Origin of the sequence: Cyanobium sp. A1C-AMD (genome assembly GCF_024346495.1) — a bacterium.
Classification (GTDB): domain Bacteria; phylum Cyanobacteriota; class Cyanobacteriia; order PCC-6307; family Cyanobiaceae; genus Cyanobium_A; species Cyanobium_A usitatum.
This window is the reverse complement of the sequence record NZ_JAGQDB010000045.1, coordinates 1-19,053: the sequence shown is the minus strand read 5'-3', so window position 1 is coordinate 19,053 and position 19,053 is coordinate 1. Positions and strand designations below refer to the sequence as shown.

Here is a 19,053-nt window from a genome sequence, read left to right as displayed (position 1 = left end):
GGCGCATTCAGCGTCAAAAGGCTCCTCCCAGTTTTGCCGCCTATGTGGAGGCCTTGGCCGCTGGCCATGACCTCGGCGGCATCGTGCCCCTCGCCTTCCACGACAACTGGCCGATGTACACCATCAATGATCAGGTGGTGGCTGATCGGGTGGTGCGCTTTGAGCAGCTCCAGCAGGAGCTGCAGTTATTTTTTCAGGATGCTGGGCTGGATTGGGACGGTTGGCTGCCCCGCTCCAAGGGAGGGCATCGACCGGCTGGTGCCCCCGGGGGATACCGGAACCACTACACACCAGAGCTAGAACTTCTAATTGGACGCCTCTATGCTTCCGAGATCGACCAGTTCGGTTATCAGTTTTGAACTGAGTTTACAGCCGCCGCTCGCTCCAGGAAATTGATCGCCTGCCGGTCCTCCCGGGTGTGCGCCTCGATCCGGGTTACTGTCCGCATCACCTTGCGGCGATAATCCTGCCGCTTCGCCTCGAGGTTGGGGCCGCGACTAATTTTCTGCTCCAGCTCTTCCTTTGAGCGCGTGTAGTAGTGATTGAGTTGCAGGTGCTCGGCCGAATAGAACCCAGACTTGTGCCGTTGCTTTATGGGGAAAGCCTCGCCACGGTCATTCCAGGTGAGCGCGGGTCGGCCGGTGTCCATGGTGTGAACGCGCACACCGCTGAGCTGGCAAGGGTCAACAATGCACTTGAAATTCACCCCCTGCATAGGGTTCCGTGCTCTTTGCAGGTAATTGACTACCACACCCCCGGCAGGGGAATCCTGGTGGCCGCAGCGGCCGAACATGTGCCAGGGCAGGGACACATTCACTACTTCGGGCCCTAGGTGCTTCAGGGCTGTGTCGATGCTGCTTGCTTGGACAGGTACCAAAAACTCGTCTGCGTCAATGCAGGCCAGCCAGCGGAAAGCACCGCCGAAGTTAGCGGCGGCATGGGCGTAAGCCAGCACCTGGTTGTGGATCGGGCGGCCGAGGCTGCGGTCGTTTAGCCGCTGTCCCCAGGGAATCACGGTGAGCTGCTCCGCTGGCATGTGGCGCCTCAGCTCGGCAACCGTGCCGTCGGTGCTGGCGTCGTCATAGGCAAACAAGTGGCGCACACCGGCGAGCCGATGGAAGCGGGCCCATTCCCCGATATGACGCTCCTCATTGCGCACGACCAGGGCGATCGCCAGGCCATGTCTGCCATGCAAAGGCCGGGGAGGCATGAGCCCCACCCGGCCAATTTTGATGCGTTGCAGGAGTGCGTTGATCAGTGGAACTAGTTAGGCGTCGAAGGTGTTCTTGCCGGTGAACTTGAGATTGGCAGGATTCTGGTTGGCGCCGATGCGGCGGGGGTTGTGACCAACCATGGTGCGACCCTCGTTGACCTTCTCGGGAAAAACGCCGTCCTTGGGATGCAGGAACTCGGTGTCACCGCCAGGGAAGATCCGGTAGATCTTGTAGTCCTCGATCCGGGGCTTGAACTTGGTGCGCAGCTGGGTGCCCAGGGCGAGGCACTGCTCCTTGCGGGCGAAGTACATCAGATTTTCGCCCTCATTCATGTGGGCCGCGCCACCGGTGGGCAGCTCGAAGACTTGCTCCTTCGGGCTGCTCCAGGTGATGGCGTATTTCTCCTCAGTTTCAGCAGAGTTCAGCAGGCCGCCGGTGCTGCCGATGTACTTCGGGAGTTGACCGCTGAGCACCGTAGCTGCCATGGCTTTGGAACGTTTCAGCCGGAAGCTAGCACCGTGGTTTTGACCGGATCGGGGCTTCTGCCGCACTCTTCACACCCGTCAACAAACCGGCCCTTCAGCAAACCGGGAAAAACACGGTCAAGCCGCTGCCGTTGCGCTCGGTGAGGCGACCGCCGAGGCGATGGAATAGCCGCTGGGTGGCTTGACGGCTCAGCTGCAGGCTGCCGGTGGTGGGGTTCCAGCTCAGCACAGGCCCCACCAGCTCCCGCTGCTCGCCGTTCCCCATCCCGTCGTTCTCGCTGGTGTCGTGGCCCTCGCTGTTGAGCTGCAGCTTCAGCCTGCTGCCGGCCGGCAGCAGGCTCACGGTCACGCGGCTGCCGCTGGGCAGGCCGCGGCTGAAGCGGTCGATTAGTCCGCCAAGCATGGTTTCGAGCCGGGCCGGATCGCTCAGCACCGGCGACAAGCCATCGGCTACCGCCAGCTCCAGGTCCAGGCCGCGGCGCGCCAGTTGCCGCTGCCACAGTTCTTGCTGCTGGTGCAGCACCGCACTGAGGTCGGTGCGGGCCAGGTCGTGGCTTTCAAGGGGCTGTTCGCAGCCTGGTTGGCGTTGCAGCTCGGCCGCTAGGAAGATCAGGCCGAAGCGATCGATTTGCTCACTGCATTCGCCGTCGATCTGCTCGAGGCGCTGGCGCACCACCGCCGGCAGGTCGTTGCGCCGCAGCAAGGACCGGATCAGGGTGCGGATCGTGGCCAGCGGTGTGCGCACCTCGTGGGTGAGGGCCTCGAGCAGGGCTAGTTCGCTGCTCACCGCTCGTGGGGTGTCGCCGGCCTGGCGCTCCTGGGCCTGGGCTGGACGATCGCTACCGCCATGCACCAGGGGCTGCAGCGTCAGGCTGGGGGCCATGGCGGCCAGCCGTTCCCCCAGCCGCGGCCAGAAGCGCAAGCCCAGTTGGTCGTCGCTGCGCAGGGGCCCCAGTCGCTCTAGGGCGCTGCGCAGGTCTGCCGAGGCTGCGGGATCCTGGCTCAGTAGGCGCCCATGAATAAGGCCTAGGGCCTCGGACAGGGCCTCAGGGTCGAAGCGAACAATCAGGCGCCGGCCTTCAGCCGGGCCATCGAGGCAAAGGGCTACCTGTAGCTGGGGGGTTATCACCAGCAGGAGGGGGTCGGTGCCGTCCTCCTCCGCCAGGGCTAGCCGCTGAAAGCTGCCGCATGGAGCTGGGTTGCCGGCTCCTGGCAGAAGGGGTGCGGGGCTGGGCAGCAGGCCATCTAGGTCGCTTGGGGCCCAAACCCAGCCCTGCAGCTGCTGTAACAGGGCTGGTTCATAGAGGGCGGGCAGTGGCGCGGCCAGCCATAGGCCCTGGAGGGGTTGGTGGGGCAACAGGAAATCCTCCTGCAGGGTGGCCAGGGCTGCCCACCACTGCCGCCGCGCGCAGTCTTCGTTGCCGACCCCGGTTGGCACCCCTTCAGCCAAACAACGTCGCAGGTCGGCCAGGCTCACCAGCGGCCCTGGGCCGTGCGGCCCCGGCGGGCGGCTGAGACGCACAGCCCAAGGGAGATGAAGTTCACCAACATGGCGGATCTTCCATAACTCAGCCAGGGCAGGGGTATGCCGGTGATGGGACCTAGTCCAATGGTCATGTTGATGTTCACCACCACTTGGAACATCAGCATCGCCCCAATTCCCACCACCACCAGGGCCTCGTAATCGCTGCGGGCCCGTCCAGCGATCTGCAGCAGGCGCCACATGAGCAGGGCGAAGCCGGCCACCACCAGCACCGAGCCGAGAAAACCGGTTTCCTCGCCAAGGGCGCTGAAGATGAAATCGGTGTGTTGCTCAGGGATAAACCGCAGTTTCGTGAGGGAGCCTTGCATCAAGCCGGTGCCCCAGATTTGCCCCGAGCCGATGCCCACGGTGCTCTGCAGCAGGTGGTAGCCGCCGCCGAGGGGATCCTGGGCTGGATCAAGAAACAGGGTGAGCCTGGCTCGCTGGTGGGGGCGCAGGCCGTGCTCCCAGAGCCAGGGGGTGGCGATTGCGAAGATCCCCTGCACGGCAAGGCTGATCGCCAGGGCCACCCGCTTCCAGGGCAGGCTCTTCCATGCCAGCCAGCCCATCAGGGGCACCCAGCCCAGCAGCAGCCAGGGCAGGGTGCCTGCCACTATCGCCGCCACAAGAGGGGAGAGCAGCAGCACCACCCAGGCCCCAGGCATTCCAGCCCAAAACAGCATCACCAGCAGTACGGCGCCAAACACAAGCGAGCTGCCTAGGTCGGGTTGCACAAAAACCAGCAGCCAGGGCAGGGCGATTAGGCCCACTGGACGGATCAGGTCAACAGGACGGTCAACCGGGTGTCTGGCTAGTACCCCGGCGAGAAGCAAGATGGCGCCCACCTTGGCGAATTCAGAGGGCTGCACATAAAAGCCGCCAATGTTGATCCAGCTCTGGGCCCCTAGGGCGCTTGTGCCGACAACTCGGACGGCCACCAGGCTGGCGACCATGGCTATGTAAATCGGCCACTTAAATGGGATCAGCCGATCCAATGGCATTCGCGCCAGCAGTAGGGCCACCACCATGCCCACCGCCGCCGTTACCCAGTGCTGGTACCAGTCGGCGTAATTCGCTTGGCGCTGGGTGCTGGCAATCAGGATCCCGGCGATCGCCACCATTGCCAGCGGTACCCCCCAGAGGATCAGGTCCACGTCGGCTAGGGGGTTGCGCCGGCTGCTGCGGCCACTAAAAAATCGAGGGTTGCGCCGCCCCAACTGGCTCAACATGGGCTTCAGGCTGGCACCAGATGGGCGGCGCTGAGCTGGCGGGCCAAAGCCAAAAAGCCCCGGGCGCTGATCGATTCGGGGTGGCTGAGCACTACGGGGCGTCCGGCATCTCCCCCCTCCCGCACGGGCATCTCCAGGGGAAGTTCGGCCAGCAGGGGCACTCCGGCCTCTTCAGCCAGGCGGGAGCCTCCGCCGCTGCCGAATAGGGCATAACGCTTGTCTGGAGCGTCAGGGGGAATGAAGACGCTCATGTTTTCCACCACACCCAGCACGTCCACCCCCATCTGCAGAAACATCGCCAGACCCCGGCGGGCATCAGCTAGGGAAACCAGCTGGGGAGTGGTGACGATGATCGCCCCGGCCATCGGCACCGCCTGGGCAATGGTGAGCTGGGCATCACCGGTGCCAGGAGGCAGGTCGACGATCAGCACATCCCGTTCGCCCCAGGCGACTTGGTAAAGAAACTGGCGAATGATGCCGTTGAGCATCGGCCCCCGCCAGATCACGGGTTGGTTTTCCTGGATCAGCAGGCCCATCGACACCATGGCGATGCCGCAGGTTTCGATCGGTGTCATCAATTGCTGGGCGCCTTCGCCGCTCACTTCAGGCGTGCGATCAGCCACTCCCAGCATGGTGGGGGCATTCGGCCCGTAGATGTCCGCATCGAGCAAGCCCACCTTTAGTCCTGAAGCAGCCAGGGCACAGGCCAGGTTCACGGCAACCGTGCTCTTGCCCACTCCGCCCTTGCCGCTGCTGACGGCGATGACCTGGCGCACCCCAGGGATGGCCTGGCGCTCTGGCAGTTGACCGCGTTCCGGCACTTGACCATGACCAGCGGCGCCGATTGGAGCGCCGCCGCTGGGCTGCTCCAACTCAATTTGAACGTCGTTGATGCCTTCAAGGGCGAGCAGGGCCGCCTTGGCTTCGGCGGCGATGCGATCCCGCTGGCTCTGGGCAAAGCCAGGTAGGGCAAGGCGAAATACGGCCCGATCGTCCACCAGTCGCGTCTGCTGGATCCAGCCCAGCTCGATCAGGCTGCGCCCGCTGCCGGCATCCTGAACGGCGTTGAGGGCGGCCTGAGCCTGCTCCACAGATGCCATCGGAAATCCAATCAGAGACTGCGATCCTAGGGGCCTCGCTGCTGCGTTTGACCGTCAGCATGGGCGTGACAGACCCTCTCGATTACTTGTCTGGGGGGAGGCTGGGCTGAAATGGTTAGACGTTTCCAGCGCCATGTGGCGCAGTGTCGATGCTTAAGGCCCTGCTGGAAGCTCCACCGGCCGACTCCCGCACCAGGGCTAAGGCCCTGCTGATGGGCTTGCAGGACTCCATTTGCGCCGGTTTAGAAGAATTTGATGCCGAAGGTTGCTTCGCCGAGGAGAGCTGGGAGCGTCCGGAGGGCGGCGGCGGTCGCTCTCGAGTGATGAAGGGCGGCCGCGTCTTCGAGCAGGGCGGCGTCAACTTCTCAGAGGTGGAGGGCTCAGAACTGCCCCCCTCGATCCTCAGCCAGCGGCCGGAAGCCAAGGGGCACCGCTGGTTTGCCACAGGCACCTCGATGGTGCTGCACCCCCGCAACCCCTATATCCCCACCGTTCATCTCAACTACCGCTACTTCGAAGCGGGCCCGGTGTGGTGGTTTGGCGGCGGCGCCGATCTCACCCCCTATTACCCGTTCCTGCAAGACGCCCAGCATTTCCACCGCACGCTCAAAGGAGCCTGCGACAGCGTTAATCCCGCTTTTTATCAGGTGTTTAAGCCCTGGTGCGACGAGTACTTCTTCCTCAAGCATCGGGACGAGACCCGCGGCGTGGGCGGCATCTTTTACGACTACCAGGATCCCCGCGGGGTGCTCTACAAGGGCCAGGACCCCGATGGGCCTGCGGCGGCTGTGAGCAACCAATTAGGCCCGGTGCCGCAGAGTTGGGAGCAGCTGTTTGCCCTGGCCAGTGCCTGCGGCAACGCCTTCCTGCCCAGCTACTTGCCGATCGCTGAGAAGCGACAGCACACCCCTTATGGCGAGCGGGAGCGCCAGTTTCAGCTCTACAGGCGGGGCCGCTATGTGGAGTTCAATTTGGTGTTTGACCGGGGCACGATTTTCGGCTTGCAGACCAACGGACGTACCGAGTCGATCCTGATGTCTCTGCCGCCCTTGGTGCGCTGGGAATACGGATATCAGCCGGAGGCTGGCAGCCGTGAGGCCTTGCTCACAGACCTGTTCACTCGTCCCCAGGATTGGCTGGAGGACGGCTCGCTCGCGGACCGCTGCGCCCCCCATCAGGCGCTGAATTAGGTGATGGGTTGATGGTCGCTGGTTTGGTGGCGGCCAGACCAGGCATTGGTGGGGCTGGTTGCAAGCCCTGCTCCAGACCCCGTTGCAAAGCTGAAACCACTCGCTCAGCGATCGCTTGGAGAGCGCCATTGCGGCTGCGGGGATCTCGCAGCGATGCTTCTAGCTGGCCCTCAAGTTTGCCGATCTCGAGAATGGCGATGCCTCGCCTGGGGGCTCCCAGGCCGTCGCGGAAGAGCAGGGGATAGGGACCAAAGGCCAGCGCCAGGCTTTCGTCTAGGCGGGTTGGGTGGCGATGTAGGGGAGGGATCAGGCCCGAACCCACACCATCTGGACCGTAGGCGTCGTAGTGGATTTCCAGGGCATACCCACCGGCTTGGACATGGGCTTTGCCCACGCTCCAGTTGGTGCGTGGATCGTCGCCGTCAGCAATGCTGCGCAGCGGTGGGTCGTAGAAGCGGATGGCCAGACCCCGCTGCTGGCCAAGGGCCACAACCGCCTGGGCGGTGAGCAGGTTCCAATAGAGCTCGTCGCGCATGCCCGGCTGCATCGGCGCGGCTGCGCCGAGGTCGACGGCCTCTCCCCCTGTGCCGGCTCCGCCAATCCCCTGGGAATCGGCATGACCCGCTAGCACCAGGATTTCGGTGCTGCTGGGCAGCTCAGCCAGACCTCGCCAGTTTTTGCTCAGCCGGCTGCGCGGCCCTGTGAGCGGATCAAAGTTGGCCAGCGGCGGCGCTTGGGCAGCAGCGCCCCCAGCTATGGCAAGCACTCCGGTCAAGACGAGAGCCAGGGGGCGGAATCGTTGCATGACTGCCAGGCAAGGGTCAGATGGGTGAGCTGAGCAGCTTGCCGTCGCTGAATAGACCCAGCTTGGGACCCATTTCCAATTCGAGCGCTATTAGCTCATCGCGGTGGGCCCTCAGTCGTAAGGCGCTGCCCGTGGCGCTGTCATGGCTGATCAGGCGCAGCTCCAGGGTTTCGGCCCGCATCGCCCGAGTGCGATAAATCAGCCCAGCCGCCGGCCCCAGTAAGGCCAGCAACAGGGGCCACCAGCCCAGCTGGGGCAGCAGCTGGCGCAGCACCAGCCCAAGGCAGGCGGCCCCCACCGCTCCCAGCACGGAGAGCAGCACCGCCAACCAGGGACTGGCAGCCACCTCGGCGCGGAAGCAGAGGTGGCGGCGCTCGGGGTCAGTGGATTCGGCGCGCCAACCACGTTGCAGCAGCCATTCGCTCAGCTGGCTCAACACCTCCAGAGGCGGCCGCGAGGAGCGCACCTCGACTGTGGTGGTGCGGTCTTTACTGGCGGCACGCAAGAAAAAAACCAGGCCTACGGCTAGTAGCAGGGTGAGCAGCAGGGTGGAGCTGAGGTTGGCCATCCATCCAATTGTGACGCCACCCCTAGGGGGCATGGCTTGTCAGCATGGCAAGGCATTTGCCCTTTTCGTGTGACCGCTTCGTCTGCCCCCAGCAACCTGCCAGCTCCCGCCCGCTTCGCCGTGTTTGACGGTGATCTTGATGCCGAGTGGGCGGCCCTTTACGCCGGGGCTAGGGCGCTGGCGGTGGACACCGAGGCGATGGGTCTGATTCATGGCCGCGACCGGCTCTGCCTGGTACAGATCTGCGACGACAACGACAACGTTTGCTGCATCCGCCTCCACCGCGGCCAGAGCTCGGCACCCCGGCTCCAGGTCTTGATGGAAAACCCGGCGATTGAAAAAGTTTTCCACTTCGCCCGGTTTGACGTGGCTGCCCTGGCTGAAAACTTGGCAATTGCCGTCGATCCGATCTTTTGCACCAAGGTGGCCAGCCGGCTGGGCCGCACTTACAGCCCCCGCCATGGCCTCAAGGAAGTGGTGCAGGAGCTGGTGGGCATTGAGCTCGACAAGCAGGCCCAGAGTTCCGATTGGGGCCGGGTGGAAGATCTCTCTGATGTCCAGCTGGCCTACGCCGCCGGCGATGTGCGCTACTTGCTTCCCGCTCGCGACAGGTTGGAAACCATGCTGAAGCGGGAGGAGCGCTGGCAGCTGGCTGAGCGTTGCTTTGGCTGCATCCCGGTGCTGGCCGACCTGGATCGCCAGCGCTTTCACCTGCTGTTTGAGCACTCCACCGGCGGCAACCGCTGAAGGGCCCTGGCTGGCTCAGTCCTCCACCATGAAGTTCTCGTCGCTGCCGACTGCCTCCAGCAGGGAGCTGAGCAACTCATGGTGGTTTTCGCCGCTGGCTTGGGCTTCCGCAAGCATCTGCTGGGCCAGGGCGAGCTTGGCTGCGGTTTCTTTCAGTCCCTCCTGGGAGCTGCGCACGTCGACCTTGCGGCGGGCGGCCGCCAGGCTGATGCTCAATTGGCTGGCCAACATGCCGCAGGCGGCGTTGTAGGCCCGATCGGGGATGCCGGCCATGGGCGACGGAGCTGCGGGGGTGGCCGCATCATCCCAGCAGCTGTTGCTCAACCAGCTCGGCTAGCTGGGCGCTGCCACCGGCCGGCCCCATCCGCTCCCGGCCCAGGGCGCCACGCCGGGCGCATTCGGCTGGATCGTCGAGCAGTTGTTGCAGTTTTAGGGCCAGCTCCTGTTGGGAATGGCAGGGCACGACAGCGCCCCCCAGCAGGCGGCTCTGGCGGCGGGCAAAGCCAGCTTTGAATTGGGGCCCCGGCCCCGGCAGCGACAGGCAGGGCACCCCCAGCCCCGCTAGTTGTTCCGTGGCAGTGCCCGCAGTGGCCAGGCCCAGCTCGGCCCAGCCGGCCCAGGTGGCGAAGCGGTTTTGGCCAAGCAGCAGGGTCCAGCGGCCCAGTTGCCAGCTGCTGATTGCTCCGCTGGCGGCGCTAGCTGCTGTTGGTGGTATGGGCGTAAAGCCCGCTTGCCCCAACAGCTCGGCCCAGGCGGCGGCCGTGGGCGCCGATCCAGAGGCCACCAGCACGCTGGCCGGCTGCCGCGGCTGCTGCAGGCTGAGGCAGCCCAGCAGCCGGCGGGCATTGCCGAGGGCTTCGGGCAGGCGGCTGCCGGCCAGCAGGATTAGGCGCCGCTGGCTTGCTAGCCCGGCCGGCAGAGGGGTGTGGCGGAAGCCATCCATCATTGGGTTGCCAGGAGCCAGGGCTGCAACCTTGTGGCGCCGCAGCCCTTGAGCGGTGAGCTGGTCGCGCACGGCCACGAGCCGGCAGCGCCGGCTGCCCATCAACGCCCATTCCCACGGATCCCATTCGCTGCCCTTGCAGCGGTGGTAGGCATCTGCGAGCGGTGTCGCCGCCCAGCCCGCTGGGGCCGGTGTGGCCCAGGTGTGGTCGCTTTTGGGGGTGCCAATGAAGCCGAAGCTGCCGCCCCCGCTCCAGGCCAGCAGTAGGGGCAGTAGGTCGCCAATTGCCAGCACCGGGCTGCCTTGACGGGCCGAGTGGCGCACAAGTTGCAGTTGGCGCCAGCTCAGCAGGGGCAGGCCTGCCCCGAGGTCGCGGGCCAGGCCCCTCAAGCTCTGGTTGCTGAAGCCACCACTAGGCAGCTGCAGCTGGGGGCCGATCCGCTGCAGGTGGCCGGCAGCTGCGTCGGCGCTGAACGCTTCGCCGAGTCCCACCAGGGGCAATACCTGGATTTCCAGGTTGGGCCGCCGCACCCGTAGGGCCTGCAGAACCCGTTGGGCGATCAGATCCTCACCGTGGCCGTTGCTTAGAACCAGCAGACGGGAGGACATGCCGTGGCTGATACGATCCGCTGCAGGGAGTTTGCTCCCCGGCCGGCGGCATGGCCAAGTGGTAAGGCAGAGGATTGCAAATCCTTTACCCCCAGTTCGAATCTGGGTGCCGCCTTTATTAATTGCTTCGGCTTGAAGCTCCGCCTAATTTCAGAGGCGGGCCTGAGCTTCCCACCTCTGTCCGCTGGAATCACTGGCCTCGCACCTCAGGCGATGGCGTTCCAGCAGGCATGTCCCTTTGGCCAGCTGGGCCCGGGGCAAGGTGGGCGCTGGAGATCCGTCTAATTCCACGTTGGTGGCCACTGTGGACACATCCAGCCGGATAGGCCATTGAGGTTTGCATTTGCCATCGGCGTTGCAGCGCATTGGCTTTTGACCGGGGGCGAGCACACCTGCGAACACCAGGCTTCTGCTGCCGAATAGTTGGTTGGCGGAGGGCGTGATCAGGCGCACACTCAGCAGCCCCTCCATGTTTTGTTCAAGCCGCAACCGGACGCAGTTCTGCTTCTGTTCGCGCAGTAGCTGGGGTTGCTCCATCTGGCCCTGCCTCAGTGAGCAGCCTCTTAGCCCGATCTCCCAGCGCCCGAAACCCCCTGCTTGGGCGGCGCTGGCCCAGGCCAGCAGCATCAGGCCCAGGCTGAACATTCGCGCCATGGGCGTGCTCAGTAGCCCGAGTCGGCCACGCAGCTGCCCTGGCAGCTGATGCCATTGCTGGCGGTGCGTCCGCAGTGTTGGCAAAGAACCGGCTCGAGGGGGGGCTCTGGCTCGCTGGTGTTCTTAAGCAAGCTGGCGCAGCCGGGGGTGGGGGAATCGGGCATTTTGGGAAGTATCCGCTTTGGCACCTAACTCCACGATGGCGCATCCAGTGGGGCAGCCCGGCATCGGTGTTGGCACTTGGGCCTGGGGAAATCAATTTCTTTGGGGCTACGACCCGAGCCAGGATCCGGTGCTTGAAGCCACCTTCCAGCGGGCTGTGGCCTGCGGCCTGCACACCTTTGATACCGCGGACTCCTACGGCACTGGCAGGCTTAACGGCCGCAGTGAGGCCCTTTTGGGCCGCTTTGCGGCGGCCCTACCGGCGGCCCAGCGCGACCAGCTGCTCGTGGCTACAAAGCTCGCCCCCTTCCCCTGGCGACTGGGGCGCCGCGGCTATGACCGCGCTTTTGCGGCTTCGAAACGGCGCCTGGTCGGTCGAATTGATTTGGTGCAGCTGCACTGGAGCACGGCTCGTTACGCCCCCTGGCAGGAGGCCCCCCTGCTTGAGGGTCTGGCTGATCTAGTGCAGCAGGGGGAGGTGGCGGCCCTTGGCGTTTCAAATATGGGACCGCGTCGCCTGCGGTCGGTGCACCGGCGCTTGGCCGAGCGGGGAGTGCCGCTCAGCAGCCTCCAGGTGCAGCTATCGCTGCTGGCACCCAATCCGGTCCAGCCGGGCGGGGTGGCTGAAGTCTGCCGTGAGCTGGGTATCCGTTTGATCGCCTACAGCCCCCTGGCCCTGGGGCTGCTGGCCAGATCAATGGCGGATGGGCCTCTGCCTAGGGGGCCAAGGGGAGCTTTGTTCCGCCGGCTAGCTCCCGCCTTGGTTGAGCTCCAGGCTGAGATGGCCCGAATCGCGGCCAGTCGCGACGCCAGCCTGGCGGCGGTGGCCCTCAACTGGTGTCGTGCCCACGGCGCTTTGCCGATTCCCGGTCTGCGCCGGCCGGAGCAGGTGGAGCAGGCCGCGGCGGCCCTGGCCTGGAACCTGTCTGAGGAGGAGCGCCGCCGTCTAGATGATCTGGCGCTGGGATTGGAGGTGGGCATGCCTGCCAATCCCTTCCAGAGCGACTAGCCGGCCTGGGGGGCTGGATCGAGGGTGAGCACCACCGGCATGGCCTGGGGGCGTACCAGGGGCACCACAGGGCTGGGACCGTGGTCGCCGTGGCTTTCGGCTTCGGCGGCCGCTTCGGGACCGCAGGCTGCCAGGGCTTCCTGCAGCAGGGAATCGAAGGTGGCGCCAGGCAGCCGGTGGCGTGCCAGCTCCAGGAAGGCTCGAGCCAGCGACTCACCAGCCGCTGCCCTCAGGGCGGGGTTGTTGTGGCGAAGCTGCAGCTCGTCATCGATTGAGCGCAGGAAGCGCTCCGTGACATCCCGCTTGGTGGAAGCCCGGATCCTGGTGTCCTGTTCGGCCTGGGATAGGAAAGGCTGAGCCTCAAGCTCCTCAAGCCGGCGGCCCAGGCTTTCAAGCACCTCCCGCGCTTCTTTGGTCACGTGGGCCAGTTGGCCGTCTGAGAGCCGGGGCAGGTCGGCTACATAGACCTTGCCGTGATCTCGCAGGGTGAGGAAGGTGGGCCTCACCCCACCCCGCTGGGGCGCTGCCTGAAGATCTCGGGGGCGTTGCGGCCGGGTTGGGGCTACGGGGCCGGCCGAGCTGCGGCGACGGGTGATGCGTTGACCAGTGCCGAGGGGGGGGGCAGCGGAGGAGCCCAGGGGGCTTGGGGCCGCTATTCGCTGTGGTGAACCTATTGATTGCGTCATGACGCCACTCCTAATACAACTACGTATGGCTCGAACATCGCCCTGGCTCAGGAACCGGGGCGATAGGTGTTGATCAACTTCGAGGCCAGCACCCTAGGCAGGAGAGCGGCTTCCGACCGTCCCAACAGCCCACTCTGATGCAATTGGCCATTGGCAGCCGGGCTGATCAAGCGCTGAAGGGAAGTCCTGCCAGCGGTTGCTCTCCAGCACTGCCATTGGCCACCGCGCCCAGCTCCCAGGCCTCGTAGCCAGTGTCTTGGCAGATTGCGAGAGCTTGATCCGCTGCAGCTGCCGGCACCACTAGGCAGTAGCCCACCCCCAAATTGAAGGTGTTCCAGAGATCGGCCTCCGGCACTTCGCCGGCTTGCTGCAGCCAGTGGAACAGAGGTGGACGCTGCCAGCTGGTTGGGTCGATCACGCCGTGCACCCCAGTGGGCAGGCAGCGGGGCAGGTTTTCAGGCAGGCCGCCGCCGGTGATGTGGGCCATGCCGTTTATGGGCACCTTGCTGGCAAGCAAGGCTTTAACCAGGGTTCCATAGAGACGGGTGGGGGCGAGCAGGGCATTTATCAGGTTTTGGTTGCTGTTGGGCAGGGTCGTGAGTTCATCGACCGCCTGGCTCTCAAGAATGCGGCGCACCAGGCTGAAGCCATTGCTATGGACCCCACTGCTGGCCACCGCCAGGATGCGATCCCCTGGACTAACGGCCCGTCCATCGATCAGGGCGCTCGCCTCGACCACGGCCACGCAGAAACCGGCCAGGTCGTAGCGGCCCGGGGCATAGAAGCCAGGCATTTCGGCTGTTTCGCCGCCAAGAAGGGCGCAGCCGCTTTGGCGGCAACCATCGGCGATGCCCTCCACTACCTCAGCCATGGCCTCCGGGCTGAGCTTGCCTGTGGCGATGTAATCAAGGAAGAAAAGCGGCTCGGCCCCGCTGGTGATTACGTCGTTGACGCACATCGCCACCAAGTCGATGCCCACATCGTGGTGGCGGCCGTAGGCCTGAGCCAGCTCAAGCTTGGTGCCAACCCCGTCGGTGCCGGAGACCAGCAGGGGATCCCGCAGCCCGGCGGGCAGTCGGCATAGACCCCCGAAGCCTCCGAGCCCGCCCACAACCTCAGGGCGCCGGGTGGCTTCAACACTGGACCGGATCCGCTCCACAAACTCCCTGCCTGCGACCACATCCACCCCGGCTGTGCGGTAGTCCATCCCGTGCGAACCCATCTGCAGCTCCGATCCTCTGATGCCACCTGCCCAAATCCGGGGCCAATTGCCCGATTGGCACCCCAAACGATTAGCTGCGCTGATGATTGTGATTTGGGTCGCTGATCCTCGCTGGCCTTGCCTACCCCCGCTCAGCCCTGTAAGCGCCTGCCCTGGTCGCTTGGATGACAATTGCTGATCAATCTTGTAGGTGTCGTTTTTGACCGAAACGGCCGGCTGAAGCAGTTAACTTTGCCCTGTCGTCAATTCCCGATAGGAACCCCGAACGCGAATTCGTATCTCAACTCCATTCAGTTTGAGATCGAATCCAACGCTGACGAATCACTAATTGCCTCTGGCTGGTGATTGCCGCAACAGCGGCGAGTTTCGTTTGTTATGCGCAGCACCTTCTCCCTTGGGGCTCTCGCCCTGCTTCTCTCCGGCAGTGCTTTGGTTCCCGCCATCGCCGAGTCCAGCCTCGCCTCAACCAGCAACGATGCTGTAGCGATGGCTGTTTCCAGCCCTGAGCCCCAAGGCCCTTCGCCTGCAGTCGCCATCCGCGAGGTTGATGTGGAGCTGTCACCAAGTGACACCCAGATCAAGCAGGCTCCTCCGACCCCTATCGCTCCTGCCCCAAAGCCAGCGCCCCGTGTGGTGCATAGCTCCAAGGGTCAGGCAAGTTGGTACGGCCCCGGATTCTTTGGCAACCGCACTGCCAACGGCGAAGTCTTTCGTCCTGGCACCCTCACGGCGGCCCACCGCACCCTGCCTTTCGGCACCAAGGTGCGTGTGACCAACCTCTGGAATGGCCGCACCGCCGTGGTGCGCATCAACGACCGGGGTCCTTTCCACGGCAACCGCGTCATTGACATTGCCCATGGAGCTGCCCAGTCCTTAGGCCTCACAGCCAGTGGCGTTGCTCAAGTGCGTCTCGAAGTGCTCCAGTGAGCTGAGCTAAGCCAGCTCCCCTCAATCAGCCCATCCGCCAATCTGGCGGGTGGGTTTTTTGTTGGCTGCCGCCGCTCTTTCCTTGGACCTGCTCGAAACATGCCAAGACCTAGCCGCCTGGCGGCAGCAGCAGCAGGCTCCCCTGCATTTCGTGCCCACGATGGGGTCGCTGCATGAGGGTCATCAGCAGCTGATTCGCCGAGCAGCGGCACTGAGGCAAGGGTCAGGCCAGCCCCCATCTGTGTTGCTGAGTGTGTTTGTCAATCCCCTGCAGTTCGGCCCTGGGGAAGATCTCGAGTCCTATCCCCGGAACCTCCGCTCCGACATTGATCTAGCCGCCGCCGCCGGTGCCACGGCCCTGTTTGCTCCCAGCGTGGCGGAGATCTACCCCCGGGGCGAGGCCGGCTTGACCCGGGTGGTGCCGCCTTTGCTTTTGCGTCAGGGGCTCTGTGGCCTCCACCGGCCCCAGCACTTTGAGGGGGTGGCCACCGTGGTGATTCGGCTGCTGACCCTGGTGCGCCCTGATCTCCTGCTGCTTGGCGAAAAGGATTGGCAGCAGCTGGTGATCCTGAGGCGGGTGGTGGCGGATCTGGGCTTGCCGCTGCGCATTCAGGGCTGCCCCACAGTGCGGGAGGCCGATGGGCTCGCCTGCAGCTCCCGCAACCGTCGCCTTTCCCCCTCCCAGCGCCAGCAGGCCGCGGCGCTGCCAGCTGGTCTGGCGGCTGCGGCTGCCCAACTGCGTGGCGGCCTTTCCCAAGCCCCAGCGCTCACTTCCCAGCTGGCCCAGCAGCTGGAAGCGGCGGGCCTGAGGGTGGATTATGTGGAACTTGTGGCTCCCCATAGCCTGGAGCCATTGCAGCAAGTGCAAGGCTTGGCCCTGCTCGCCACTGCGGTGCACTGCGGTTCAAGCCGCCTGATCGACCATTGTTTTCTGATGTCTCGTCTGCCGATCGTTGCCATTGATGGACCAGCGGGGGCGGGCAAGAGCACCGTCACCCGTGCCTTTGCCCGCCAGATGGGCCTGGTTTACCTGGACACCGGCGCCATGTACCGGGCCCTCACCTGGTGGGTGCTGCGCCAGGAAGCCGACCCTGCCGATGCGGCGGCTGTGGAACCCCTGCTGCTGGGCTTGGATCTGCAGCTCAGTGCCAGCGGCGCCGGCGAGCAGCTTGTGAGCATCAATGGCTTCGACGTGACCGAGGCGATTCGCAGCCCGGAGGTAACGGCCCAGGTCTCCCTGGTGGCTGCCCACGGCTGTGTGCGCCAGGCCCTCACTGCCCAGCAGCAGGCCATGGGGCTTAAGGGGGGGCTGGTGGCCGAGGGCCGCGACATCGGCACCGCCGTTTTCCCCGACGCCGAGCTCAAGGTTTTTCTCACGGCCACTGCGGCGGAGCGGGCCCGCCGTCGCGCCCAAGACCTCGAGCGGCGGGGCTTTGAGGTGCCACCTCTGGCTGAACTGGAGGCCCAGATAGTTGCCCGTGATCACCAGGATTCCAGCCGGGAGGTGGCGCCGCTGTGCCAGGCCGAGGATGCGGTGGAGCTGGTAACGGACGGTATGGCCATTGAGGCTGTGATCCAGGCACTCGTGGACCTGTTCCGCGAGAGGGTTCCGGAGGAGGCCTGGCCGGCCGCTAACGGCGTTTAGACCTTTAGTCGCTTAGTCGTCTAGGGCCTGCAGCAGGCCGCTGCAGGCGTCTTCCAGCAGGTCGAGCACGTGCTCAAATCCCTCGGCTCCCCCGTAATAGGGGTCGGGCACTTCGCTGACATCAAACCGACTGCAGTAGCTCAGTAGCGGCTCGATGCGGGCGAGGCTGCTGCCGCCAGCTTCCCCGACTAGGGCTTGCACCTGAAGCAGGTTGCTGGCGTCCATGGTGAGAATGTGGTCGAAGCGGTTGAGATCCGCTCGCCCCAGCTGTCGCGCCCGGCTGGGTAGCTGGATGCCGCGGCGGCTGGCGGCTGCGCGCATGCGGGCATCGGCAGCCTTGCCCACATGCCAGCCCCCGGTGCCAGCCGAATCCACCACAAACCGCTCACCAGCCTGAGATTGCTGGAGCAGGTGCAAAAACACCCCTTCAGCGGCTGGGGAGCGGCAGATGTTGCCCAGGCAGACAAACAGCACCCGTTTCTTCATTGCAGCTCCAGCCGTGAAAGGGCCAACTTGGCGCGCCTCTGCACCACCGGAGGAGTGCCATCAGTCGCTTCCTGGAGTGTGAGCAGGCCCTGTTGGGCCAGCTGCCTCTCCGGACTTCCCGCTGGTAGGCCAGCTGCCAGCAACTCCAGCCCCACCGCTACCGCGTAGCGCACCACCCACTCGCCATCGCTGGTGGCGGCCAGTAGGGCTCCGAGGCACTGGCGCTGGACGTCCTGCTGTTGGGCAGGGGGGAGCTCGGCCAGTTGCAGCTGGCCGAGCCCCTTGGCGGCAGCCCGGCGCACGCTGGCAGCTACGTCGCTGCCGAGGGCATCGAGCAGCAGCTCTAGCCCGCGCACATCGCCGATGCCGGCGAGGGCGCGCACGGCCCAGGCCCGGGCTCCGTAGTTTTCGGGGTCGAGCTGCAACAGGGCATCCACGGCCGCTGTCCCCAGGCTGATCAGCCCCTCCACGGCGGCTACTGCCGCACCGGGGTTGTTGAAGCCCAAAACCTCCACCAGCACCGGAGCGGCGCTGGCATCGGCGCAGCTGGCCAGTTCCTGGGTGGCTTGCTGTAGGGCCAGGGCACTGCCGGCCTGTTGCAGGGCTGCGATCCGGGCTGCCACCGGTGAATCCATGCTCACAGCAAGGCGTCCATGCAAGCCAGCAGGGCCTCGTCGCCGGGGTCGCCGTTGCCCTGCTCCACCAGCCCCCGCAGGGCCATCAATTTCAGACTGTTTTCGGCCAGGGTGGCGGCAATGGCTTTAAATCCGGGCCGCCAGCCAGCGGCACCTAGATCCATCAGGGCTGCACGACGCACCTGCAGCTGGGGATGGTCAAGTAGGTCCACAAGCAGTTCCCCCCAGCGCGCCTCACCGCTCAATTGCAGCAGGGTGCGCGCCGCAGCGCTGCGGATCAGGGGGCGCTCGTGGGCGAGGAAGGGTTTCACCACGGCCAGCACCCGCGGCTCGTTGACACCGATGTCGCCCAGGGCCTCCAGGAGGGCTTCGCAGGGTTCCACCAGGCGGGGGCTGTTGGCCTGCTGGGCGCCGGCCACAGCGGGGCCGCTAGCAAGCTTCTCGCAGAGAGCCTCGATGGCTGCCTTTGCTGCGAGTTGGCCCAGGGCCCGGGCTGCCGCTTCCCGTAGGCCGTCGTCGGCATCCTGCAGGGTGTCGAGCAGGTCGGGGATGGCCGCTTGCGCTGCTGGGGCCAGTTTGCCGAGGGCGCGGGCGGCATTGCGGGCTACTGCGTTCTCCTCCACGCCGGCCCCACTATCCCTGGGCCGGCGTTGGCGCAGAGCTTGTTGCAATAGGGGCACTGCCTCTGGGTGCTGGCTGCGCATCCGGCCCAGCCACCAGGCTCCGTAGTACTGCTGGGAGGAGTCTTCGCTCTGGCGGAGCCGGCGCAGGGCTTCCTGCTCACTGATGGGTTCGCCTGCCGGGGGGGGGCTGGCGTCGGCGTCGGCCATGGATGCTGTTGCGTGACGCGGGCTCCTAGTGATGTTGCCAGCCCAGGGCTGGTTCCAAATTTCAGCTTGGGCATGATTCCGGCAGGTCCGCTGAGGACTGGCTCTCAATGAGTGAGAGCCAGCCAGGCATCGGAATCGCATAAATGGGGCTTACAAAGCATCGACTCAGCCCCAGGACCAATGCGCATGGCTGGCCTACTACTCCAGTCGTGAACTCTTCGCAAAGGGGCAAACCAATCCAGGGTGCCCCCTCTAAGTTGCTGCCGATATACCTGTTCCTCAGACCGGCACCTATGGCTGTTGCGCTCGCTTCCCAACTGCGTGAAGGCACCAAAAAGGCCCACACGATGGCGGAGAACACCGGCTTCGTGAGCTGCTTCCTTAA

General features: G+C 65.1%; 22 protein-coding genes, 1 tRNA gene and 1 pseudogene. 8 read left to right on the top strand and 16 right to left on the bottom strand.

All coding sequences use genetic code 11. From position 1 onward, the window contains the following. Positions 1-359 (top strand): annotated as a pseudogene (locus tag KBY74_RS08810) (hypothetical protein); the annotation flags it as partial. On the opposite strand, the gene KBY74_RS08805 reads toward KBY74_RS08810, so the two are convergent. From KBY74_RS08805 to KBY74_RS08785, 5 genes are all read right to left on the bottom strand, one after another. After that, positions 350-1,210, bottom strand: a complete 861-nt coding sequence (locus KBY74_RS08805; protein WP_254942366.1) for a glycosyltransferase family 92 protein — start codon at positions 1,208-1,210, stop codon at positions 350-352. The pseudogene KBY74_RS08810 and the gene KBY74_RS08805 sit on opposite strands and share 10 nt — an antisense overlap. A 57-nt stretch (positions 1,211-1,267) precedes the next feature. Next, on the bottom strand, positions 1,268-1,699 hold the full coding sequence (locus KBY74_RS08800; protein WP_254937604.1) for a photosystem I reaction center subunit II PsaD: 432 nt from the start codon (positions 1,697-1,699) through the stop codon (positions 1,268-1,270). 94 nt (positions 1,700-1,793) lie between these two features. Further along, a complete protein-coding gene (locus tag KBY74_RS08795) occupies positions 1,794-3,221 on the bottom strand; it encodes a HAMP domain-containing sensor histidine kinase (protein ID WP_254942365.1) in 1,428 nt (475 codons plus the stop codon). Next, positions 3,173-4,450 (bottom strand): rod shape-determining protein RodA, encoded by a 1,278-nt coding sequence (gene rodA / locus KBY74_RS08790; RefSeq protein ID WP_254942364.1) that lies wholly within the window; start codon positions 4,448-4,450, stop codon positions 3,173-3,175. Before rodA ends, KBY74_RS08795 begins: the two co-directional genes overlap by 49 nt. Before the next feature lie 5 nt (positions 4,451-4,455). Then, entirely contained in the window at positions 4,456-5,550 is a 1,095-nt protein-coding gene (locus KBY74_RS08785; protein ID WP_254942363.1) for an Mrp/NBP35 family ATP-binding protein, read from the bottom strand. 149 nt (positions 5,551-5,699) lie between these two features. Between KBY74_RS08785 and hemF the strand changes: the two genes are divergently transcribed. Further along, complete coding sequence (hemF, locus tag KBY74_RS08780; RefSeq protein WP_254942362.1) at positions 5,700-6,740, top strand: oxygen-dependent coproporphyrinogen oxidase; 1,041 nt, start codon at positions 5,700-5,702, stop codon at positions 6,738-6,740. On the opposite strand, the gene KBY74_RS08775 is transcribed toward hemF, so the two are convergent. Beyond that, the gene (locus KBY74_RS08775) at positions 6,667-7,545 is read right to left on the bottom strand and encodes a dehydrogenase (protein ID WP_254942361.1); all 879 of its coding nucleotides are present in this window, start codon (positions 7,543-7,545) and stop codon (positions 6,667-6,669) included. The genes hemF and KBY74_RS08775 overlap by 74 nt on opposite strands. Before the next feature lie 16 nt (positions 7,546-7,561). Further along, a complete protein-coding gene (locus KBY74_RS08770; RefSeq protein WP_396111899.1) occupies positions 7,562-8,146 on the bottom strand; it encodes a cofactor assembly of complex C subunit B in 585 nt (194 codons plus the stop codon). A 36-nt stretch (positions 8,147-8,182) separates the two neighbouring features. Here KBY74_RS08770 and KBY74_RS08765 point away from each other — a divergent pair, with 36 nt between their 5' ends. After that, on the top strand, positions 8,183-8,860 hold the full coding sequence (locus tag KBY74_RS08765; RefSeq protein ID WP_106632352.1) for a ribonuclease D: 678 nt from the start codon (positions 8,183-8,185) through the stop codon (positions 8,858-8,860). A gap of 15 nt (positions 8,861-8,875) precedes the next feature. Here KBY74_RS08765 and KBY74_RS08760 read toward each other — a convergent pair whose 3' ends face one another. Together KBY74_RS08760 and KBY74_RS08755 are read right to left on the bottom strand one after the other, a co-directional pair. Continuing rightward, positions 8,876-9,133, bottom strand: a complete 258-nt coding sequence (locus tag KBY74_RS08760) for a hypothetical protein (RefSeq protein WP_254942360.1) — start codon at positions 9,131-9,133, stop codon at positions 8,876-8,878. A gap of 28 nt (positions 9,134-9,161) precedes the next feature. Further along, a complete protein-coding gene (locus tag KBY74_RS08755) occupies positions 9,162-10,412 on the bottom strand; it encodes a lipid-A-disaccharide synthase-related protein (RefSeq protein WP_254942359.1) in 1,251 nt (416 codons plus the stop codon). Positions 10,413-10,456: 44 nt separating this feature from the next. Between KBY74_RS08755 and KBY74_RS08750 the strand changes: the two genes are divergently transcribed. Beyond that, a tRNA-Cys gene (locus KBY74_RS08750) sits at positions 10,457-10,527 on the top strand. A 35-nt stretch (positions 10,528-10,562) separates the two neighbouring features. On the opposite strand, the gene KBY74_RS08745 is transcribed toward KBY74_RS08750, so the two are convergent. Next, the gene (locus KBY74_RS08745; RefSeq protein ID WP_254942358.1) at positions 10,563-11,066 is read right to left on the bottom strand and encodes a hypothetical protein; all 504 of its coding nucleotides are present in this window, start codon (positions 11,064-11,066) and stop codon (positions 10,563-10,565) included. Positions 11,067-11,074: 8 nt separating this feature from the next. Then, positions 11,075-11,230: a hypothetical protein gene (locus KBY74_RS08740; RefSeq protein WP_254942357.1), complete on the bottom strand. Its 156-nt coding sequence runs from the start codon at positions 11,228-11,230 to the stop codon at positions 11,075-11,077. 35 nt (positions 11,231-11,265) lie between these two features. On the opposite strand from KBY74_RS08740, the gene KBY74_RS08735 reads away from it, so the two are divergent. Then, a complete protein-coding gene (locus KBY74_RS08735; RefSeq protein WP_254942356.1) occupies positions 11,266-12,237 on the top strand; it encodes an aldo/keto reductase in 972 nt (323 codons plus the stop codon). Here the strand turns inward: KBY74_RS08735 and KBY74_RS08730 are convergent. Together KBY74_RS08730 and purM are read right to left on the bottom strand one after the other, a co-directional pair. Then, complete coding sequence (locus tag KBY74_RS08730; RefSeq protein WP_254942355.1) at positions 12,234-12,923, bottom strand: hypothetical protein; 690 nt, start codon at positions 12,921-12,923, stop codon at positions 12,234-12,236. The genes KBY74_RS08735 and KBY74_RS08730 overlap by 4 nt on opposite strands. A 166-nt stretch (positions 12,924-13,089) precedes the next feature. After that, on the bottom strand, positions 13,090-14,130 hold the full coding sequence (gene purM / locus KBY74_RS08725; RefSeq protein ID WP_254942368.1) for a phosphoribosylformylglycinamidine cyclo-ligase: 1,041 nt from the start codon (positions 14,128-14,130) through the stop codon (positions 13,090-13,092). Positions 14,131-14,520: 390 nt separating this feature from the next. On the opposite strand from purM, the gene KBY74_RS08720 reads away from it, so the two are divergent. Further along, positions 14,521-15,072, top strand: a complete 552-nt coding sequence (locus KBY74_RS08720; protein WP_254929500.1) for a septal ring lytic transglycosylase RlpA family protein — start codon at positions 14,521-14,523, stop codon at positions 15,070-15,072. An 82-nt stretch (positions 15,073-15,154) separates the two neighbouring features. Continuing rightward, positions 15,155-16,717 (top strand): bifunctional pantoate--beta-alanine ligase/(d)CMP kinase, encoded by a 1,563-nt coding sequence (locus KBY74_RS08715; protein ID WP_254942354.1) that lies wholly within the window; start codon positions 15,155-15,157, stop codon positions 16,715-16,717. Between the two features lie 12 nt (positions 16,718-16,729). On the opposite strand, the gene KBY74_RS08710 is transcribed toward KBY74_RS08715, so the two are convergent. From KBY74_RS08710 to KBY74_RS08700, 3 genes are read right to left on the bottom strand one after another with little or no spacing between them, the layout of a single operon-like run. After that, complete coding sequence (locus KBY74_RS08710; protein ID WP_254942353.1) at positions 16,730-17,203, bottom strand: low molecular weight protein-tyrosine-phosphatase; 474 nt, start codon at positions 17,201-17,203, stop codon at positions 16,730-16,732. Further along, positions 17,200-17,862, bottom strand: a complete 663-nt coding sequence (locus KBY74_RS08705) for a HEAT repeat domain-containing protein (RefSeq protein ID WP_254942352.1) — start codon at positions 17,860-17,862, stop codon at positions 17,200-17,202. The genes KBY74_RS08710 and KBY74_RS08705 overlap by 4 nt, the downstream gene beginning before the upstream one ends. Then, on the bottom strand, positions 17,841-18,668 hold the full coding sequence (locus KBY74_RS08700) for a HEAT repeat domain-containing protein (RefSeq protein WP_254942351.1): 828 nt from the start codon (positions 18,666-18,668) through the stop codon (positions 17,841-17,843). Before KBY74_RS08700 ends, KBY74_RS08705 begins: the two co-directional genes overlap by 22 nt. Before the next feature lie 293 nt (positions 18,669-18,961). Here KBY74_RS08700 and KBY74_RS08695 point away from each other — a divergent pair. Then, a partial coding sequence (locus KBY74_RS08695; RefSeq protein ID WP_254941467.1) for a biliverdin-producing heme oxygenase occupies positions 18,962-19,053 on the top strand: 92 nt, incomplete at its 3' end.

Bases quoted from the DNA above. Each gene is read 5' to 3' on its own strand.
- KBY74_RS08805 (WP_254942366.1), bottom strand. From the start codon at position 1,210: ATGCCTCCCCGGCCTTTGCATGGCAGACATGGCCTGGCGATCGCCCTG.
- KBY74_RS08800 (WP_254937604.1), bottom strand. From the start codon at position 1,699: ATGGCAGCTACGGTGCTCAGCGGTCAACTCCCGAAGTACATCGGCAGC.
- rodA (WP_254942364.1), bottom strand. From the start codon at position 4,450: ATGTTGAGCCAGTTGGGGCGGCGCAACCCTCGATTTTTTAGTGGCCGC.
- KBY74_RS08785 (WP_254942363.1), bottom strand. From the start codon at position 5,550: ATGGCATCTGTGGAGCAGGCTCAGGCCGCCCTCAACGCCGTTCAGGAT.
- hemF (WP_254942362.1), top strand. From the start codon at position 5,700: ATGCTTAAGGCCCTGCTGGAAGCTCCACCGGCCGACTCCCGCACCAGG.
- KBY74_RS08775 (WP_254942361.1), bottom strand. From the start codon at position 7,545: ATGCAACGATTCCGCCCCCTGGCTCTCGTCTTGACCGGAGTGCTTGCC.
- KBY74_RS08770 (WP_396111899.1), bottom strand. From the start codon at position 8,146: ATGCCCCCTAGGGGTGGCGTCACAATTGGATGGATGGCCAACCTCAGC.
- KBY74_RS08760 (WP_254942360.1), bottom strand. From the start codon at position 9,133: ATGGCCGGCATCCCCGATCGGGCCTACAACGCCGCCTGCGGCATGTTG.
- KBY74_RS08755 (WP_254942359.1), bottom strand. From the start codon at position 10,412: ATGTCCTCCCGTCTGCTGGTTCTAAGCAACGGCCACGGTGAGGATCTG.
- KBY74_RS08745 (WP_254942358.1), bottom strand. From the start codon at position 11,066: ATGGCGCGAATGTTCAGCCTGGGCCTGATGCTGCTGGCCTGGGCCAGC.
- KBY74_RS08740 (WP_254942357.1), bottom strand. From the start codon at position 11,230: ATGCCCGATTCCCCCACCCCCGGCTGCGCCAGCTTGCTTAAGAACACC.
- KBY74_RS08735 (WP_254942356.1), top strand. From the start codon at position 11,266: ATGGCGCATCCAGTGGGGCAGCCCGGCATCGGTGTTGGCACTTGGGCC.
- KBY74_RS08730 (WP_254942355.1), bottom strand. From the start codon at position 12,923: ATGACGCAATCAATAGGTTCACCACAGCGAATAGCGGCCCCAAGCCCC.
- purM (WP_254942368.1), bottom strand. From the start codon at position 14,130: ATGGACTACCGCACAGCCGGGGTGGATGTGGTCGCAGGCAGGGAGTTT.
- KBY74_RS08720 (WP_254929500.1), top strand. From the start codon at position 14,521: ATGCGCAGCACCTTCTCCCTTGGGGCTCTCGCCCTGCTTCTCTCCGGC.
- KBY74_RS08710 (WP_254942353.1), bottom strand. From the start codon at position 17,203: ATGAAGAAACGGGTGCTGTTTGTCTGCCTGGGCAACATCTGCCGCTCC.
- KBY74_RS08700 (WP_254942351.1), bottom strand. From the start codon at position 18,668: ATGGCCGACGCCGACGCCAGCCCCCCCCCGGCAGGCGAACCCATCAGT.